Here is a 16,336-nt window from a genome sequence, read left to right on the forward strand (position 1 = left end):
CCGGGGCGACCTCGCGCGCGCACCGCCCATCCCTCACTCCCGAAGGACGGCGACGATGCCTCTGCCCAGACCCGATCTTCCCAGACCCCGCGGAGTGCTCGCGGCCTCCGCCGGTGCGGCGCTCGTCGCCGGCCTGCTGGTGGCGCCGCCCGCTCTCGCCGACGGGGACGGCCCCGAGCTGCTCGGCACCGCCTCCGAGCTCGGCGTCGAGGTCCCGACGGCCGACGAGATCCGCGCCGCGGGCGAGACCCCGATCTCCGGCCGGTGGCTCGTCGAGGTCGAGGGGCGGCCCACCCTCCGCGGCGGATCGAAGGCGCAGGCCGCCGCGGCGCAGGAGACCGTCGCCGAGCGCGCCGAGGACGCGGCGATCCCGCTCGAGGTCCAGGAGACCTTCACGAGCGGCTGGAACGGCATGTCGGTGACGATGGACGACGCGGACGCGCAGAAGCTCCGCGAGGTCGAGGGCGTGCGCGCCGTCTACCCGGTGCTCGAGGTCGCCGCGCCCGAGCCGGCCGACGCCGCGCCGGAGGACTCCTACGCGAACGAGATGACCGGCGTGGACCAGGTCCAGCAGGTCGACGGGCTCGCCGGGGAGGGCGTCACCGTCGCGGTGATCGACTCGGGCATCGACTACAACCACCCCGACCTCGGCGGCTCCGGCGTCGACGACGAGACGAAGGACTTCCCGAACGGCCGGGTGGTCGGCGGCTACGACCTCGTCGGCGACGACTACGACTCCCGTGCGGAGGGCGATCCCGTCCCCGACGAGTTCCCCGACGACTGCGGCGGCCACGGCAGCCACGTCGCCGGCATCATCGGCGCCGACGGCGAGGTCGTCGGCGTGGCCCCGAAGGTCGACCTGCTCTCCTTCCGCGTGTTCGGCTGCGAGGGCTCCAGCAGCACCGAGGTGATCCTCGAGGCGATGGAGCGGGCGATGGACGCCGACGCGGACGTGGTGAACATGTCCCTCGGCGCCTCGTTCATGACCTGGCCGGACTACCCGACCGCGCAGATGTCGGACGTGCTCGTGGACCACGGCGTGACCATGGTGATCTCCGCCGGCAACGAGGGCGAGGCCGGTCTGTTCTCGAGCGGCGCCCCCGGGATCTCCTCGGAGGCGATCACCGTCGCCTCGGTCGACAACACCCACCGCTCCGCCCCCTACGCGACCGCCGCCGGCGCGGACCGCCCCTACGCCGCCGCGACCGGCGCGCCGCTGCCGCCCAGCTCGGGCGAGCTCGCCCTGCGCGCGGCCGGCGCCGCCGGCACGCCCGAGGCGCTCGCCTGCGATCCCGCGGACTTGCCCGCCGCCGAGCCCGGCCAGGCCCTGCTCATCGAGCGCGGCACCTGCTCCTTCCGGGAGAAGGCCGTGGCCGGCGAACAGGCCGGCTACGACGCGGTGATCCTCTACGACAACGCCCCCGGCGTCGTGAACCCCACCGTCGAGGGCGATCCCGCGCTGACGGTCCCCGTCGTGATGCTCGAGCAGGCCGACGGCCTCGCGCTCCAGGACGCGCTCGCCGCGGGCGAGGTCACCTGGGCCTGGCAGGACGGCCCGACGACGGTGGAGAACGGGACCGGCGGCCTGGTCTCGGACTTCTCCTCCTACGGCCTCACCGCCGACCTGGCCCTCAAGCCCGACGTCGCCGCGCCCGGCGGCTCGATCTGGTCGACCCTCCCGCTCGAGAAGGGAGGGCACGGCTCCATGTCGGGCACGTCGATGGCGGCCCCGCACGTCGCCGGCGCTGCCGCGCTGATGCTGGAGGCGAAGCCCGATCTCGCCCCCGGGGACGTCAAGACCGCCATGATGAACACCGCCGACCAGCTCGCCTGGTCGCTGATACCGGAGGAGGGACATCTCGAGCCCGTCCACCGCCAGGGCGCCGGGATGCTGAACATGGTCGGCGCCGTGCACGCGACCTCCCGGGTGGAGACCTCCTCGATCTCCCTCGGCGAGGGAGAGGCCGGACCGCAGGAGGTGACCCTCGAGGTCACCAACGACTCCGATGAGGAGAAGGTGTACGAGATCGGATTCGAGGACGGCGTCGCCACCGGCGTCCCGACCACGAACCCGGCCTTCTACGAGGCCGAGGCGAGCACCTCGACCTCCGCCGACCAGGTGACGGTGCCCGCGAACGGCAGCGCCGAGGTCACCGTGACCCTCGGCGAGGACTTCGGCGTGGACGGCGTCATCTACGGCGGCTGGATCACCCTGACCGGAACGGACGACGATCTCGTGGTCCCCTTCGCCGGCCTCTCCGGTGACTACCAGGCCCTGACCGTGCTCGACGACCAGGGGCTGGGCCTGCCCTCCCTCGGTGTGAGCGACGGGGCCGGCAGCGTGCTGCTGGACCCCGAGGGCGGCCACACGTACACGATGGCCGACGGGGACCTGCCGTACATCGCCTACGCCTTCTCGCTCCCGGTCGAGCGGCTCGAGATCAGCGCGTACCAGAAGCGCGCCAACGGGACGCTCAAGGTCGTCAACCCCTCCGTGGGCACGATCGACGCGACCGATCACCTGGGCCGCTCCCCGGAGCCCGAGCTGTACGCCTGGGACGGGACCTTCTCGATGAAGAACCAGAAGGCCCGCAGCGTGAAGGACGGCGACTACGTCCTGGAGATGAAGGTGCTCAGGCCCCTCGGCGACCCGGAGAACCCGGAGCACTGGGAGACCTGGACCTCGCCGGAGTTCACGATCGACTACGCGAACCCGCGCCAGCCCGGGACCCGCTGAGCCCGGCACGACGCCCATGAGAAGGGGCGGCGGCACCTGCACGGTGCCGCCGCCCCTTCTACGACGGGATCATCGCGAGAGGATCCAGTCCATGTGCACGCGCGCGACCATGATCGTCTCGTCCTCGCCCTCGTAGGCCAGCAGGTGCTCGCGCCGGCCGAAGGGGATGACCACCGAGTACTGGCAGGGCCCGGGCTGGAAGACGCGCTTCCGCTCCCAGGTCTCCCCGTCGTCGGTGGAGATCTCGATCGTCCCGTTCACGCGGTCGTTCGGCATGTGGTCGGCGTGGGAGAACAGCAGCACCTTCGCCTCCGCCGAGCCCTGGGGAGCGTCGGGATGGGCGCGGACGAGGTGGGCGTTGTTGCCCGGATCCACGAGGGAGGGGTCCCGGTGCAGGTCCTCCCAGGTCTCCCCGCCGTCGTGGCTGTGGGCGATCCAGCGGTGCCCGGTGCGCACGTGCTCGCGGGAGTTCATCATCAGGGCGCCGTCGGAGAGCTCGGCGACCTTGTTCTCGTCCATCTCGGTGCCGACGGGGGCGCCCATCGTCCAGGTCTCTCCGTGGTCGTCGGAGTAGACCGAGTAGGCGCGGACGTCCTCGCCGCCGTCGGCGTTGCGGAAGAAGCCCGCGTACTGCTGGACCAGACGGCCCTTGTGCGGACCGTAGCGCAGCTGGATGCCTGCGCCGGAGGTGGCGAACATGGCCCGGCAGTCCTCGGGCTTGACCACCTCGGTGATCAGGCGGTGCTCCCAGGTGCGGCCCGAGTCGTGGCTGACGGAGAGGTTCGCGCTCAGGATGCCGCGGTCCTCGTCGTCGTTCCCGTAGCCGCTGTCCCAGACGCCGACGTCCTTCGAGAAGACGCAGAACAGGAAGATGGAGCCGGTCTCGACGTCCACCACGTAGGAGGGGTCGGAGTAGCCGAGCTTCTCCCCGGGCTCGGTGGACTCCAGTCCCGCCCGGACCACCTCCGGCTCGCCCCAGGTGCGGCCGCGGTCTGTCGAGCGGCGCTGCCAGATCGAGTTCGGGGCGGGGGAGTCGCCGGACTCGGGGCGCTTGTCGAAGGCGGCGAGCAGGTCCCCGTTGGGGGCGACGGCGAGGGCGGGGATGCGGAAGTTCTTCACGCCCCAGTCGCCGCGGGCGGCGAGGACCTGCTCCTCGTAGGTGGCGCGGCGCCGGCCGTGCTCCTTCGCGGGCGGCAGGCCGGGATCGGCCGGTGCGGCGAGGGCCGCGGCATCGGCGGGGGCGGCGCTCGCTCCCTCGGCGCCGGCGCCGAGGGCGGTGAGCGCGGCGGCGGTGCCGAGCGCTCCACGTCGGGTCATGCGTGCATCCATCGGGTGTTCTCCTTCATCGGGGCCTTCAGGACTCGCCCCGTTCTCCGGGGGCGAGGGCGGGGGCCGTGTCCCCGGCGGGCGGGGAGCGGGACATGGGCGTCAGGCGTCGGTGACGGCGTGGTGGAACCAGCGGGTGATGGTGGTGGGGTGGGTGATGGCGGTGCCGACGACGACGGCGCGGGCGCCGGCGGTCTTCGCGGCGGCGGCGTGGTCGGGGGTGTGGATGCGTCCCTCGGCGATCAGCAGGGAGGTCTCGGGCAGGGTGGTGGCGAGCTGTTCGAGGAGGGCGAGGTCGGGGCCGGTGGTCCTCGCTCGGGCGGGGGTGTAGCCGGCGAGGGTGGTGCCGATGATCTCGATGCCGAGCTGGGCGGCGTGGTGGGCGGAGGCGGCGCTGTCGCAGTCGGCCATGAGGGGGATGTCGGTGCGGGTGCGGAGCGCGGTGACGGTCTGGTCGAGGGTGCGGCCGTCGGGGCGGGGTCGGTCGGTGGCGTCCAGGGCGAGGATGTCGGCGCCGGCGTCGAGGACGGCGAGGGCGTGGTCGAGGGTGGGGGTGATGAACACGCCCTGCTCGCCGTCCTTCCAGATGCCGATGACGGGCACGTCGACGGTGTCCTTGACGGTGCGGATGTCCTCGAGGCCCTGGGCGCGGACGGCGGCGGCGCCTCCCTGGGTGACGGCGGCGGCGATCTGGGCCATGGTGCGGGGGTCGCGCATGGGCTCGCCGGGGTAAGCCTGGCAGGAGACGATCAGGGTGTCCTCGAGCGCGGCGACCAGGGGCGGGAGCGGGGAGGTCATGGGAGGTTCCTTCCGGGAGCGGGGCGGCGGGGGGTCCGGTCAGGTCGCGGGCGGCGGGATCGATGGAGCAGGCGGCGCCTCGAGCACCCGGACCGCGGCGCCGAGCAGGGCGGCGTGCGAGCCCGCGCTCGCGGCCAGCACGGGCGTCGAGGCGACCGCGTCCATCGCCTCGGCGGCGATCCCGGCGCGCAGCGCCTCGCGCCAGACGGGCACGTCGGCATCGGCCACGCCTCCGGTGAGCGCGACCGCGTCGGAGTCGAGGACGTTCAGCAGCGCGCCGAGGACGCGACCGGTCGCGTGCCCCGCGAGGCGGTAGGCCTCGAGCGCGGTGGGCTCGCCGCGGGCGGCAGCGGCGGCGAGCTCCCGGCCGTCGTGGGGCGCGGCCGAGGCGCCGAGCCGCGCGGCGAGGCGCAGGATGCCCGGCCCGGAGGCCAGGCCCTCGAGGTGTCCGGTGCGGCCGCACGGGCACGGCACCCCCTCGGCCTCCGGCACGGGCACATGGCCGACGTGCCCGGCCGCGCCGTGCGCGCCGAGCACGGCGCGGCCGCCCTGGACCTGGCAGCCTCCGATCCCGGTGCCGACGGCCATCAGCAGGAGCGAGTCCCGGCCCCGCCCCACGCCGAACCGGGCCTCGCCCAGCCCGTGCGCGTGCACGTCGTTCAGCGCGGCGACCGGCACGCCGAAGCGCTCGGCGAACGGCGCGGTCAGCGCGGTGCCTGCCCAGCCGGCGAGGGAGTCGGTGGCATGGGTGATCCGGCCGCGCGCGGTGTCGACGACCCCGGCCGAGGAGATCCCGACCGCCCGGACCGTCGCCCCGCCCCGCACCTGCGCGGCGAGCTCGAGCGCCGCGCCGAGGATCGCGGGCGCGCCCTCGCGCGCGGGGGTGGGCACCTCCGCGATGCGCTCGAGCCGGACGACGGCGTGCTCCCCGTCGGCCTCGACCTCGTCGGTCCCGACCCCGTGGACGAGGGCGGCGCGGATCTTCGTGCCCCCCAGGTCGAGGGCGAGGACCGGATCAGGCACCGGCGACGGTCCCGTCGAGCAGGTCGACGTCCGCGAGGATGCCGCGGATGCGGTCCACCGCCGCGCCCTCGATCGGGGACATCGGGACGGCCATCGAGTTGGTCGAGAAGACCCCCAGCTCGCGCAGCGCGGTCTTGAACGCGCCGACGCCTGCGGCCGGGCCCACCTTGTCGGTCGGCTGGAAGACGATCTCGAACAGCGCCGCCAGACGGTCCTGCTCGGCGCGCACCTGCTCCCAGTCCCCGGCCTGCGCGGCGCGGTGCATGCGCACGTAGCCCGCCGGGTCCACGTTGCCGAGGCCCGGCACGGAGCCGTCGGCCCCGGCGAGATAGGCGCCGTCGACGACGACCTCGTGGCCGGTCAGCAGCGTGAGCGGGGAGCCGGCGGCGCGGTTCGCGCTCGCGAGGCGGCGGAAGGAGACGTCGTCGCCGCTGGAGTCCTTCACCCCGGTGATCACGCCCTCCTGCCCGAGCCGCAGCAGCTGGGCGGGGGAGAGCTTGGTGTGCACGCACACGGGGATGTCATAGGCCCACAGCGGCCGCTCGGTCGCCGCGGCGACGGCGCGGAAGTGCGCGTCGATCTCCTCGGAGCCGGTGATCGCGTAGAAGGGCGCGGTGACCACGTAGCCGGCGAGGTCGAAGCGCTCGGCGGCGCGGACGTGCTGCATCACCCGGTCGGTCTGCATGTCGATGACGCCCGCGATCACGGGGACCTGCCCGGCGACGGCGCCGGTGACGGCCTCGAGGATCGTCTCGCGTCGCGCGTCGTCCCAGAAGGCGACCTCGCCGGAGGAGCCGAGGGCGAAGAGCGCGTCGACCCCGCCGTCCAGGAGACGGCCGATCAGGCGCTCGAGGGAGGGCACGTCGACCTCGCCCTCGGCGGTCAGGGGGGTCAGCAGCGGGGGGACGACACCGGTCAGGGCGGTGGGGGCGGTGGTCATGGAGGAGCTCCTTGGTGCGTGGTGCGTGCGGATGTGTCGGCGGTGCCGGCCGGCTCAGAGGAGCGAGGGCGCGGCGGCGAGCAGCGAGCGGGTGTACTCGTCCTCCGCCTCGGAGAAGATCCGTGCGGTCGTGTCGTGCTCGATGACCTTCCCGTGGTTCATGACGATGATCGAGTCGGAGACGAAGCGGACGGTGCTCATGTCGTGGGAGATGAACACCAGGCCCAGCCCGAGCTCCTGCTTGAGGTCGGTGAGCAGGTTCAGCACCTGCGCGCGCACCGAGACGTCCAGGGCGCTGGTCGGCTCGTCGGCGACGATGATCTGCGGCTCCAGCGCCAGGGCGCGCGCGATCGCGACGCGCTGGCGCTGCCCGCCCGAGAGCTGGCGGGGCAGCACCTCGAGCGCCGACTGCGGCAGGCCCACCAGATGCAGCAGCTCCCGCACCCGCGCGAGCCGCGAGGCGTCGTCGCCGATGCCGTGCACCCGCAGCGGGTCCACGAGCGTCTCCCGCACCGCAAGGCGCGGGTTCAGCGCGGTCGAGGGATCCTGGAAGACCACCGAGACCTTGCGCCCGAGCCGCTTGCGGGCCGCGCGCCCGCGGCCCAGCGGCGTCCCGTCGAACAGGACCTCGCCGCGGGTGACCGGCTGCAGCCCGGTCATCACCCGGGCGAGGGTGGACTTGCCCGAGCCGGACTCGCCCACGATCCCGAGCACCTCGCCGCGGCGCACGCCGAGGCTCACGCCGTCCACGGCGCGGATGGTGTCCGGATGCAGCAGACCGCCGGTGCGGAGCCGGTGGACGACGTGCACGTCCCGCAGCTCGATCGTGGGCGCCGGCCGCCCGGCCTGCCCGGCCGGGACGGAGGGCGGGGAGGCGTGGGTCATCGCGGCTCTCCTTCGAGGGATGCGGGCAGCTCGCCCGTCGTGGACACGAGATGGTCGCCGGCCCCGGTGGTGACCAGATGCGGTCGCGCGGAGGGATCGGCCGACGGGGACAGCGAGCGCGGCGCGAAGCGGTCGCCGCCCGCGAAGTCGCGCGGGGAGGGGACCGTGCCGGGGACCTGGTGCAGCCGCTCGGCGCCCGCCTCGATCGACAGCACGGAGCCGAGCAGGCCCCGGGTGTACTCGTGGCGGGGATCGATCAGCAGCTCCCGCGTGCTGCCCTGCTCCATCACCTGTCCTGCGTACATCACGGTGACGCGGTCGGCCAGCTGGGAGACCAGTGCCAGGTCGTGGCTGACGAACACCATCGCGAAGCCGAGCTCCTCCCGCAGCCGGTTCAGCAGGTCCACGACCTGCTTCTGCACGGTGACGTCGAGGGCCGTGGTCGGCTCGTCGGCGATCACGAGCTTCGGGTCGCGGGTCAGGGCCATCGCGATGAGCACGCGCTGGCGCTGCCCGCCGGAGAGCTCGTGCGGGTAGGAGCTCAGCATGCGCTGAGGCTCCAGGCCCACCAGCTCCAGCAGCTCCTCGGCGGAGCGGGTGCCGCCGCGGCGGGTCAGCTGCGCCATCTGGGCGCGGATCAGCATCGAGGGGTTCAGCGAGCTCAGCGCGTCCTGGTAGATCATCGCGATCTCGTGGCCGCGCAGGGCGTTGATCCGCGTCGGGGGCAGGGCCAGGAGGTCCTGGCCGTCCAGGAGCACCTTCCCGCTGATCCGGGCGGTGCGGGGCAGCAGCCCCATGACCGCCAGGCTCGCCACGGACTTGCCGGAGCCGGACTCGCCGACCAGGCCCATCGTCTCCCCGGGGCGCACCTGGAAGGAGACCCCGTCGAGGATGTCGACCTCGCCATGCGCCTCCGGGAAGGAGACCCGCAGGTCCTGCACGTCCAGCAGCGGCGGGACGTCCCGGCCCGTCCCGATCCGCTCGGGACGGGCGAGCTCGGCGGCGCGCAGCGCGGAGAGGGACTCGCGCAGCAGGCGCTGCGTCGTCTCCTCGTCGGTCGTGCCGAGCACCCCGGGCTCCTCCCGGCCGGTGCTCCCGGCAGCGGCGTCGCCGGCCTGCTCCTCGAGCGCCTTCTCGTCGGCCTCGACGTCGACCTTCACCGTCACGCGCGGGCTCGCCATCGCGTCGGTCAGCCCCTCGGAGAGGATGTTCAGCGCGAGGGTGGTCAGCAGGATCATCAGACCCGGGAAGAAGGTGGGCCACCAGTAGCCGGACAGCAGCAGCTGCTTGCCGTCGGAGAGGATGTTGCCCCAGGACGGGTTCGGCGGCTGGACCCCGGCGTTGATGAAGGACAGCGAGGCCTCGAGCACGATCGCGTCGGCCACCAGCACGGTCGCGAACACCATGATCGGGGCGATGCAGTTGCGGGCGACGTGCTTGAGCAGGATCCAGGCGGTCGAGGCGCCCATCACCTGGGAGGCGGCGACGTAGTCCTCCCCGAACTGCGCCAGCACGTTCGCGCGCACCACGCGTGCCAGCTGCGGCACGTAGAGGAAGCCGATCGCGAAGACCAGCACCGGCAGGGAGTTGCCGAAGACGGCCACGAACACGGCGGCGAGCGCGATGCCCGGGAAGGACATCACCACGTCCAGGACGCGCATGACCACCTCGGACAGGAGCTTCGCCCCGGTCGCGGCGATCGAGCCGATCACCGCGGCGGCCAGAAGCGCCGCACCGGTGGCGGCCAGGCCGATCAGCAGCGAGGAGCGGGCGCCGTGCGCGACGCGGGAGAAGATGTCCCGTCCGATCGCGTCGGTGCCCATCCAGTGCTCGGCGCTCGGCGGCTGCACCGGGGTGCCGGTGGCCAGCGGCCCGAACGGGGCGAGCAGCGGTGCGCACACGGCGAGCACGCCGAGCAGCACGAGGAAGATCACCGCGATGCGGGAGACGAGCGGCAGGGCCGTGAAGGGCGCCAGCGGGCTGCCGCTGACGGACTGGAGGCGGGATCCGAGCCTCGGTCGCATGTCAGATGCTCCTGATCCGGGGGTTGACGACGACGTACAGGAGGTCGACCAGGATGTTGACCACGATGAAGGCGATCGCGACGACGAGCGTCACGCCCTGGACGAGGAAGACGTCGTTGCGGGTGACGCCGTCGAGGATGAGCTGGCCCATGGCCTGGATGTTGAAGATGATCTCGATGATCACGGCGCCGCCCATGAGATAGCCGACGCGCAGGCCGAGCACGGTGATCGGGGTGATCAGCGCGTTGCGCAGCACGTTGCGGGAGACGACGACGGGATAGGGCACGCCCGCGCCGACGGCGGTGCGCACGTAGTCGCGGTCCAGCTCCTCGACCATCGCGGTGCGGACCACGCGGGTCAGGGAGCCGGCCACGGGGACGGCGAGGGCGATCGCGGGCAGCGCGATGTTGCGCAGATTCGTGGCGGGATCCTCGAACAGCCCGACCCAGCGGGTGACCAGCGCGGGGAACGCTCCCCAGCCGCCGGGCACCTCGCCGAGCCACTGGATCAGGAGGATCGCGAGCCAGAACGACGGGGTGGCGAGCGCGGCGACGGTGAGGACACGGATCAGCTGGTCGACCCAGCGGTCGCGGAAGAGCGCGGCGAGCACGCCGAGCACGGCCGAGAGCACGATCGCGATCGCGAGGCCGAGGAAGGTCAGCTGCAGCGTGATCGGGAAGGCGCTCGCGACCACCTCTGTCACCGGGACGTTGCCGCTGGTGGTGCCGAGGTCGCCGCGGACCATCCCGGCGAGGAAGGTGAAGTAGCGCAGCCAGATCGGGTCGTTCAGGCCGTTGTTCTCGCGGTACAGCTCGAGCGCCTCGGGGGAGGCGGACTCCCCGAGCGCGAGCCGCGCGGGATCCGAGGGCGAGAACGACATGATGACGAAGACCAGCAGGGTGACGCCGAGGATCATCAGCGGCAGGGCGAGCAGTCGCCGTCCGATCAGTCGGACGAGGTGGGACACGAGGTCCTCCGTGGAAGGGCGAGGGGGCGGGGAGGTCGTGGGATGAGCCGGGACCGGTGGTGCGCACCGGCCCCGGCGCGGGCGCTCAGCGGAGGGTCACGGCGCCTTCGTCGAGGCGACGTCGACGAAGCTGAGCCCGGTCAGGGAGGTCGGCTGGAAGTCGACCAGGGAGGTGCCGTCCCAGGCGGTCGGGGCCTTGCGGTGGAACAGCGGGTACAGCGGCACCTCCTCGGAGAGCAGGTCGAACAGCTCGCCCCAGGTGGCCTCCTGCGCGGCGGCGTCCGTGCTCTCCAGGCCTTCGGCCAGCAGGGACTGGACCTGCTCGTAGGAGTCCTGGCCCTTCCAGTGCATGCGGGAGTCGGTCCACACGTCGCCGCTGAACCACCAGCGCATCAGCAGATCGGGGTCGTTGCCGAAGACGGAGGGGTCGCCCGGGGCGATCACCACGTCGAAGGCCTCGGGGTTCCCGTCGATCGTCGTGTACACGTCGGCGGACTGCTTCTGCTCGAAGGCGACCTCGACCCCGGCGGCGGCGAGGGACTCCTGGATGATCGGGGTGCACTGCGCGACCCAGTCGTGGTCGGTGCACAGCATCCGGAAGGAGGTCAGGCCCGTCTCCTCGAACAGCGTCGTCGCCCTGTCGAGATCGAGCGAGTAGACGGTCGAGGCCTCCCTGTAGTTCGGGTGCTCCTTCTGCACGAAGCAGCTGGCTGCCTCGGCCTGGCCGGACAGACCCGTCTCGATGACCTTGTCCATGTCGATCGCGTAGAGGAAGGCCTGACGGTTCCTCACGTCGTGGAAGGGGTTGTCCTCGCCGTTGTTGAACATCGCGAAGAGCAGCCCGAAGCCGCCGACGGACTCGACCTCGCCGCTGGCCTCCAGCTGGTCGATCGAGAGATAGGGGACCGAGTCGATCGCCTGGACGGTCTGCGACTGCAGCGCGTTCGTGCGGGTCGACGGGTCGGGGATGACCTGCCAGCTCATGGTCCTGGCCCTGGCGGGCATGGGGCCGGTGTAGTCGTCGAAGCGCTCGAACTCGACGATCTTCGAGGCCGCGGAGTTGTCGGTCATCTTCCACGGGCCGGAGCCGACGGGCTCGGAGTCGAAGGCATCGGGGTCGGCCTCGACGGCGGCCCTCGGCACGATCTTCACCGTCGCCAGCCGCTCGGCGAGCACGCCGGTGGGGTGGGCGAGGGTGATCGTGACGGTGGTGTCGTCCTTCTTCTCGACCTTGTCGATGAAGGGGATGAACTGCGCGTAGAGGGAGGCGTTGTCCGGGTCCTGGACGCGCTCGAAGGAGAACACGACGTCCTCGGGGGTGACGGGGCTGCCGTCGTGGAAGACGGCCCCCTCGCGCAGGGTGACGTCGACGCTGTCGCCGTCGGCGGCGGGGACCTCCGTCGCGAGAGCCGCGTAGACCTCACGGGTCACGGGGTGCAGCTCGGTGAGGCCCTCGAGGGTGTGCCAGTTGACGGCGACGGTCAGCGCCGCCGACGTGGTCATCGGGTCGTAGCCGTTCGTGCCGAGCTCGTAGCTGATCGCGGCGTCGATGTGGCCGTCGGGATCGGCCTCGCCGGCGGGTGCGCCGCCGGCGTCGGAGCCGGTGTCCGAGCCGCCGTCGCGCGGAGCGCAGGCGCCGATCCCGGCGACGATGCCGGCCGCGCCGGCGAGCGCGGCGGTGCCGCGGAGGAAGCCGCGTCGGCCGAGACGGCCCGTGGGGTTGGTGATCACCGTTGATGCATCCCTTCTGTGGGTGTCCCCGGCGCCCGCGGCGTCGGGGTCGAGCGGAGCCCGTCCTCGCGAGTCGACGGACCTCTCGCCGCCCTGCGAAGATCAGACGTATGATGTCTGATGACTGGGAAGAGTACATCACACCCGACCCGGTCGCCACCACCCGGTGGCAGGCCGCTCCGCCGTGGACCTCGGCGGGGCAGGCAGGACAGCCACCAGGCATGATGGGGGGCCGGTCGTCACGGACGGCGGCCACAGGGAGGAGGCGCGACGTGCGCAGCAAGGGGATGGCCGGCGGCACCGCCGTCGAGAGGATCCAGGAGCTGATCCTGGCCGAGGGGCTCGCGCCGGGCGACCCGATGCCCACCGAGACCGCGCTGTGCGAACGGCTGGGGATTTCGCGCTCCTCGGTGCGCGAGGCGATGCGCACGCTCGCCTCCCTCGACATCGTCGAGGTGCGCCACGGGCACGGCTCCTTCGTCGGCGCCCTCTCCCTCGCCCCGCTCGTGGACGGGCTCCTGTTCCGCACCCAGCTCGACGACGGCAACGACCTGCGCGCCCTGCGCGAGGTGGTCGAGCTGCGGATCGCGCTGGACCTGTCGGTCGCCGAGCAGCTGGTGGAGATCTACCGCGGCACGGAGAACCCCGAGCTCGAGGGGCACGTGGAGCGGATGCGAGAGCTCGCCTCGGCGGGGGAGCCCTTCCCCGAGGCCGATGCCGCCTTCCACACCGTCCTCTTCTCCCGCCTGCCCAACGGGCTGCTGCGCCAGCTCGCGCAGGCCTTCTGGGAGGTGCACACCACGGCCGTGCCGCTGCTGGGGATCCCCCCGGCCCAGGACATCCTCGAGACCGTCGAGGCGCATCGCGCGATGCTCACCGCCCTCGAGGCCGGGGACGCGGCCGCCTACCGCGAGGCGGTGCACCAGCACTACCGGCCGCTGGGCCGCGTGCTCGACGCCGCCGCCGGGGTCGAGGACGGCCCCGTCGGCACGGACTGAGCGATGCCCTGGCGAGGTCCTCGCACTGGTCCGAGGCTGACCGTCGGCGGATCGGCACGGATGCCCGAGCGCGCACGGCGACGAATGGTCGCCGCGCTACCGTGGGGGCCATGACCGCTGCCGAGGAGACCCCGCCGCTCGCAGGACTCGACATCTTCCTGCCCTCCCCGCCGCCCGATGCCGAGCGCCAGGAGGCCTTCCTCGACGAGGCCGCGGAGCTCGCCCTGGACGGCCAGCCGATCACGGTGTACCTCCAGGACGAGGACGCCTGGGCCTTCGAGCAGTGCGAGCCGGTCGCCGAGCTGCTCGCCTCTGCTGGGGAGGCGGCGCTGCCGGTCACGCTGCTGGGCAGCGACGTGGTGGTCAGCGCCGTGTACCCCAGCACCGAGCAGATGAAGCGCTTCGCCGCGGCCGGCGCCGCGGCGCGCGCGCCCCGCTCCGCAGCGGCCTCGGCGTGCGGGCCGGGTGGTGCGGCGCCCCTTCCTCGCGAGGCGGGCGGCTTCGCGGCGCAGCTCATGGGGGCGGCGCCCGCCGCTCCGCGTCCGACGGGCGGGCCCGAGATCGGCGGCAGGCGGAACCTCATGGGCGGCGACACCGGGGACGGCCTGCCCGAGCGCTGACGGGCCCGACGGCTCAGAGCGCGCAGGCGACGCCGTTGAAGCCGTGGTTGCAGTACCCGGCGGGGTTCTTCGCGAGGTACTGCTGGTGCTCGGGCTCGGCGGTGTAGTAGACGCCGTCGCCCGCCTCGGCGAGCGGTGCGAGCTCGGTGGTGATCGTCCCGCGGCCCGCAGCGTGCAGCGCCTCCTGGTAGCGGACGGCCGAGTCGCGCACGATCTCGCCCTGGGCGTCGGCGGTCCAGTACACGGCGCTGCGGTACTCGGTGCCGACGTCGTTGCCCTGCCGGTTGGCGGTCGTCGGGTCGTGCTGCTGCCAGAACTCGGTGAGCAGGGCGCGCAGGGTCTCCTCGCCGCCGGTGTAGATCACCCGGACGGCCTCGGCATGCCCGGTGCGGGCGGAGAAGACCTCCTCGTAGGTGGGGTGCGGGGTGTACCCGCCGGCGTAGCCCACGGAGGTCGTGTGCACGCCCGGGATCTGCCAGGCGATCCGCTCGATCCCCCAGAAGCATCCGCCCGCGAGGATCAGCTCCTCCGCGCCCTCGGGCCAGGGACGGGCATCGTGCGGCGCCTCGGGACCGAGCATGTCCGTGCCGAGCACGAGGTGCTCGCGGGCGAGCTGGTAGGGGTAGCGGGCGCGTCCGGGCAGCGCGTCCTCCGGCGCGACCATGTCCTTCTTGTGCGCGTACAGGAGATCCATCATCTGCCACATGGTCTGCACGGTAGTCCTGGTCGGGACCGCGTGGGAGGTGCGAGCGACAGCGGTCACGCCCCGTCGTCCCGACGGTTCCTCCCCAGACCCCGCCGCTCCACATCCTGCGGCCGACGCTGGCGCCCGCCCCCTGCGGCGCCCAGGCTGGAGGGGCCACGGCAGCTCGCCACGAGAGCGGCGGTGACCTGCGAGGACGGGCGGAGGTGCGTCATGACGAAGACAGCGCAGGACTGGGCCCAGCAGCTGTCCGCGCTCCTGGACCGCGCCCCGTCGGCCGAGCTGCTCGCCGCCGCGAGCGACGCCGCCCTGATCGACCTGATCGCCGCGACGGAGCGCGCCAAGGGCCGCCTCGCCGCCGCACAGGCCCGAGCGGAGGCCGCCTTCTGGACAGCGCAGATCCGCGAGCAGGAGCGCCTGGACGTGCCGCGCGGCCAACGGGGCCGCGGCATCGCCGACCAGGTCGCGCTCGCCCGGCGCATCAGCCCCAAGCAGGCCTCCGACGAGGTCGCCCTGCACCGGCTGATGCTCGAGACCCTGCCTCGCACCACGGCGCTGCTGGAGGCCGGGGAGATCAACGAGCACGCGGCGCGGACGGTCGCCGCGAACGTGCTCGTCCTGGACGGCGAGGACAGGGAGCGCGTCGACGCGGACCTCGCCGATCGGCTGCCGACCGTGACCGCCCGGCGCGCCGGCGACCTGGCCCGCGCCCGGGCGCAGGAGCTCGATCCGGACGCGGCGGTGCGGCGCCACCAGCGCGCCGTCGCGGACCGACGGGTCTCCCTCCGGCCCGCAGTCGACGGCATGTCGATCCTCCGCGCGACCCTTCCGGTGAAGGACGGCGTCGCAGTCCTCAAGACGCTGACCGAGGCGGCCAAGGCTGCCACCGCGACCGGCGACCCGCGCACCAAGGGCCAGATCATGGCCGACACGCTCACCGCGCGCGCCTGCGGGCTCGAGAGCGCGGACGACATCCCCGTCGAGATCCAGCTGCTCATGACCGACACGACCCTCCTCGCCGAAGAGGAGCGGACCGCATGGATCGACGGTCATCCGCTGCCCGGACGCACCGGACGCGCCGCCTCCACCGGAGATCGGCCGCGCCGCGCGGTGGATACGCCGCCTCTACACCGACGCCCGGCCCGGCGAGCTGACCGATATCGATCGCCGACGTCGGCTGTTCCGTGGCGAGGTCCGGCGCTTCATCCTGGCGCGCGATCAGCGCTGCCGCACGCCCTGGTGCGATGCGGCGATCCACGACATCGACCACCCCCGTCGCTTCGCCGACGGGGGCAGCACCGACCCGGACAACGGCCTCGGTCACTGCAGGCGCTTCAACCTCGCCAAGGAGATCCCCGGATGGGAGTCGATGACGGAGCCGGCTGTCGAGGCCAGGCCCAGCAGGCTCACGATCAAGACGCCCACCGGCCACATCTACCAGTCCACCGCGCCGGCGCTCCTCCGGCACCTCGAGGGCCCCGAGGGGGAGCGCGCCGAGCTCCTCTCGGAGGAGCCCCTCGACTCCGCGACGCCGCCCGGCGATGCCGACGGCGACGGTCCGCCGCAGTCGAGAGCCGGATGACC

General features: G+C 73.1%; 13 protein-coding genes and 1 pseudogene. 5 read left to right on the forward strand and 9 right to left on the reverse strand.

The genetic code is table 11. The features are described from left to right. Positions 1-55 precede the first annotated feature (55 nt). Entirely contained in the window at positions 56-2,737 is a 2,682-nt protein-coding gene (locus D1648_RS18420; protein WP_164518584.1) for a S8 family serine peptidase, read from the forward strand. 69 nt (positions 2,738-2,806) lie between these two features. On the opposite strand, the gene D1648_RS04965 is transcribed toward D1648_RS18420, so the two are convergent. The 8 genes from D1648_RS04965 to D1648_RS05000 all read right to left on the reverse strand — a co-directional run bounded on the left by D1648_RS04965 (position 2,807) and on the right by D1648_RS05000 (position 12,431). Then, complete coding sequence (locus D1648_RS04965) at positions 2,807-4,054, reverse strand: exo-alpha-sialidase (protein ID WP_164518585.1); 1,248 nt, start codon at positions 4,052-4,054, stop codon at positions 2,807-2,809. Between the two features lie 111 nt (positions 4,055-4,165). Continuing rightward, the gene (locus D1648_RS04970; RefSeq protein ID WP_122939697.1) at positions 4,166-4,861 is read right to left on the reverse strand and encodes an N-acetylmannosamine-6-phosphate 2-epimerase; all 696 of its coding nucleotides are present in this window, start codon (positions 4,859-4,861) and stop codon (positions 4,166-4,168) included. A gap of 39 nt (positions 4,862-4,900) precedes the next feature. Next, entirely contained in the window at positions 4,901-5,884 is a 984-nt protein-coding gene (locus D1648_RS04975) for an ROK family protein (protein WP_122939698.1), read from the reverse strand. Then, complete coding sequence (locus tag D1648_RS04980; RefSeq protein WP_122939699.1) at positions 5,877-6,824, reverse strand: dihydrodipicolinate synthase family protein; 948 nt, start codon at positions 6,822-6,824, stop codon at positions 5,877-5,879. The genes D1648_RS04975 and D1648_RS04980 overlap by 8 nt, the downstream gene beginning before the upstream one ends. Before the next feature lie 54 nt (positions 6,825-6,878). Continuing rightward, positions 6,879-7,709, reverse strand: a complete 831-nt coding sequence (locus D1648_RS04985) for an ABC transporter ATP-binding protein (RefSeq protein WP_122939700.1) — start codon at positions 7,707-7,709, stop codon at positions 6,879-6,881. After that, complete coding sequence (locus tag D1648_RS04990; RefSeq protein ID WP_122939701.1) at positions 7,706-9,733, reverse strand: dipeptide/oligopeptide/nickel ABC transporter permease/ATP-binding protein; 2,028 nt, start codon at positions 9,731-9,733, stop codon at positions 7,706-7,708. Before D1648_RS04990 ends, D1648_RS04985 begins: the two co-directional genes overlap by 4 nt. A 1-nt stretch (position 9,734) precedes the next feature. Further along, on the reverse strand, positions 9,735-10,700 hold the full coding sequence (locus tag D1648_RS04995; RefSeq protein ID WP_122939702.1) for an ABC transporter permease: 966 nt from the start codon (positions 10,698-10,700) through the stop codon (positions 9,735-9,737). Between the two features lie 96 nt (positions 10,701-10,796). Further along, complete coding sequence (locus D1648_RS05000; RefSeq protein ID WP_122939703.1) at positions 10,797-12,431, reverse strand: ABC transporter substrate-binding protein; 1,635 nt, start codon at positions 12,429-12,431, stop codon at positions 10,797-10,799. 272 nt (positions 12,432-12,703) lie between these two features. On the opposite strand from D1648_RS05000, the gene D1648_RS05005 reads away from it, so the two are divergent. Continuing rightward, entirely contained in the window at positions 12,704-13,429 is a 726-nt protein-coding gene (locus D1648_RS05005) for a FadR/GntR family transcriptional regulator (protein WP_241155358.1), read from the forward strand. A gap of 110 nt (positions 13,430-13,539) precedes the next feature. Beyond that, positions 13,540-14,049, forward strand: coding sequence for an arsenic metallochaperone ArsD family protein (locus tag D1648_RS05010; protein WP_122939704.1), 510 nt, complete (start codon positions 13,540-13,542; stop codon positions 14,047-14,049). 13 nt (positions 14,050-14,062) lie between these two features. Here the strand turns inward: D1648_RS05010 and msrA are convergent, their stop codons facing one another. Next, complete coding sequence (msrA, locus tag D1648_RS05015) at positions 14,063-14,755, reverse strand: peptide-methionine (S)-S-oxide reductase MsrA (protein ID WP_122940253.1); 693 nt, start codon at positions 14,753-14,755, stop codon at positions 14,063-14,065. A gap of 210 nt (positions 14,756-14,965) precedes the next feature. On the opposite strand from msrA, the pseudogene D1648_RS18485 reads away from it, so the two are divergent. Together D1648_RS18485 and D1648_RS18105 are read left to right on the forward strand one after the other, a co-directional pair. Beyond that, positions 14,966-15,688 (forward strand): annotated as a pseudogene (locus D1648_RS18485) (DUF222 domain-containing protein); the annotation flags it as partial. A gap of 433 nt (positions 15,689-16,121) precedes the next feature. Further along, a complete protein-coding gene (locus D1648_RS18105; protein ID WP_241155359.1) occupies positions 16,122-16,334 on the forward strand; it encodes a hypothetical protein in 213 nt (70 codons plus the stop codon). Positions 16,335-16,336 lie beyond the last annotated feature (2 nt).

Origin of the sequence: Brachybacterium sp. EE-P12, assembly GCF_003711805.1 — a bacterium.
Taxonomy (GTDB): domain Bacteria; phylum Actinomycetota; class Actinomycetes; order Actinomycetales; family Dermabacteraceae; genus Brachybacterium.

What these genes read in the sequence shown, in the direction of transcription:
- D1648_RS05010 (WP_122939704.1), top strand. Translation starts at nt 13,540, where the DNA reads ATGACCGCTGCCGAGGAGACCCCGCCGCTCGCAGGACTCGACATCTTC.
- D1648_RS04970 (WP_122939697.1), bottom strand. Translation starts at nt 4,861, where the DNA reads ATGACCTCCCCGCTCCCGCCCCTGGTCGCCGCGCTCGAGGACACCCTG.
- D1648_RS18420 (WP_164518584.1), top strand. Translation starts at nt 56, where the DNA reads ATGCCTCTGCCCAGACCCGATCTTCCCAGACCCCGCGGAGTGCTCGCG.
- D1648_RS04980 (WP_122939699.1), bottom strand. Translation starts at nt 6,824, where the DNA reads ATGACCACCGCCCCCACCGCCCTGACCGGTGTCGTCCCCCCGCTGCTG.
- D1648_RS04990 (WP_122939701.1), bottom strand. Translation starts at nt 9,733, where the DNA reads ATGCGACCGAGGCTCGGATCCCGCCTCCAGTCCGTCAGCGGCAGCCCG.
- D1648_RS18105 (WP_241155359.1), top strand. Translation starts at nt 16,122, where the DNA reads ATGACGGAGCCGGCTGTCGAGGCCAGGCCCAGCAGGCTCACGATCAAG.
- D1648_RS04985 (WP_122939700.1), bottom strand. Translation starts at nt 7,709, where the DNA reads ATGACCCACGCCTCCCCGCCCTCCGTCCCGGCCGGGCAGGCCGGGCGG.
- D1648_RS04965 (WP_164518585.1), bottom strand. Translation starts at nt 4,054, where the DNA reads ATGACCCGACGTGGAGCGCTCGGCACCGCCGCCGCGCTCACCGCCCTC.
- msrA (WP_122940253.1), bottom strand. Translation starts at nt 14,755, where the DNA reads ATGTGGCAGATGATGGATCTCCTGTACGCGCACAAGAAGGACATGGTC.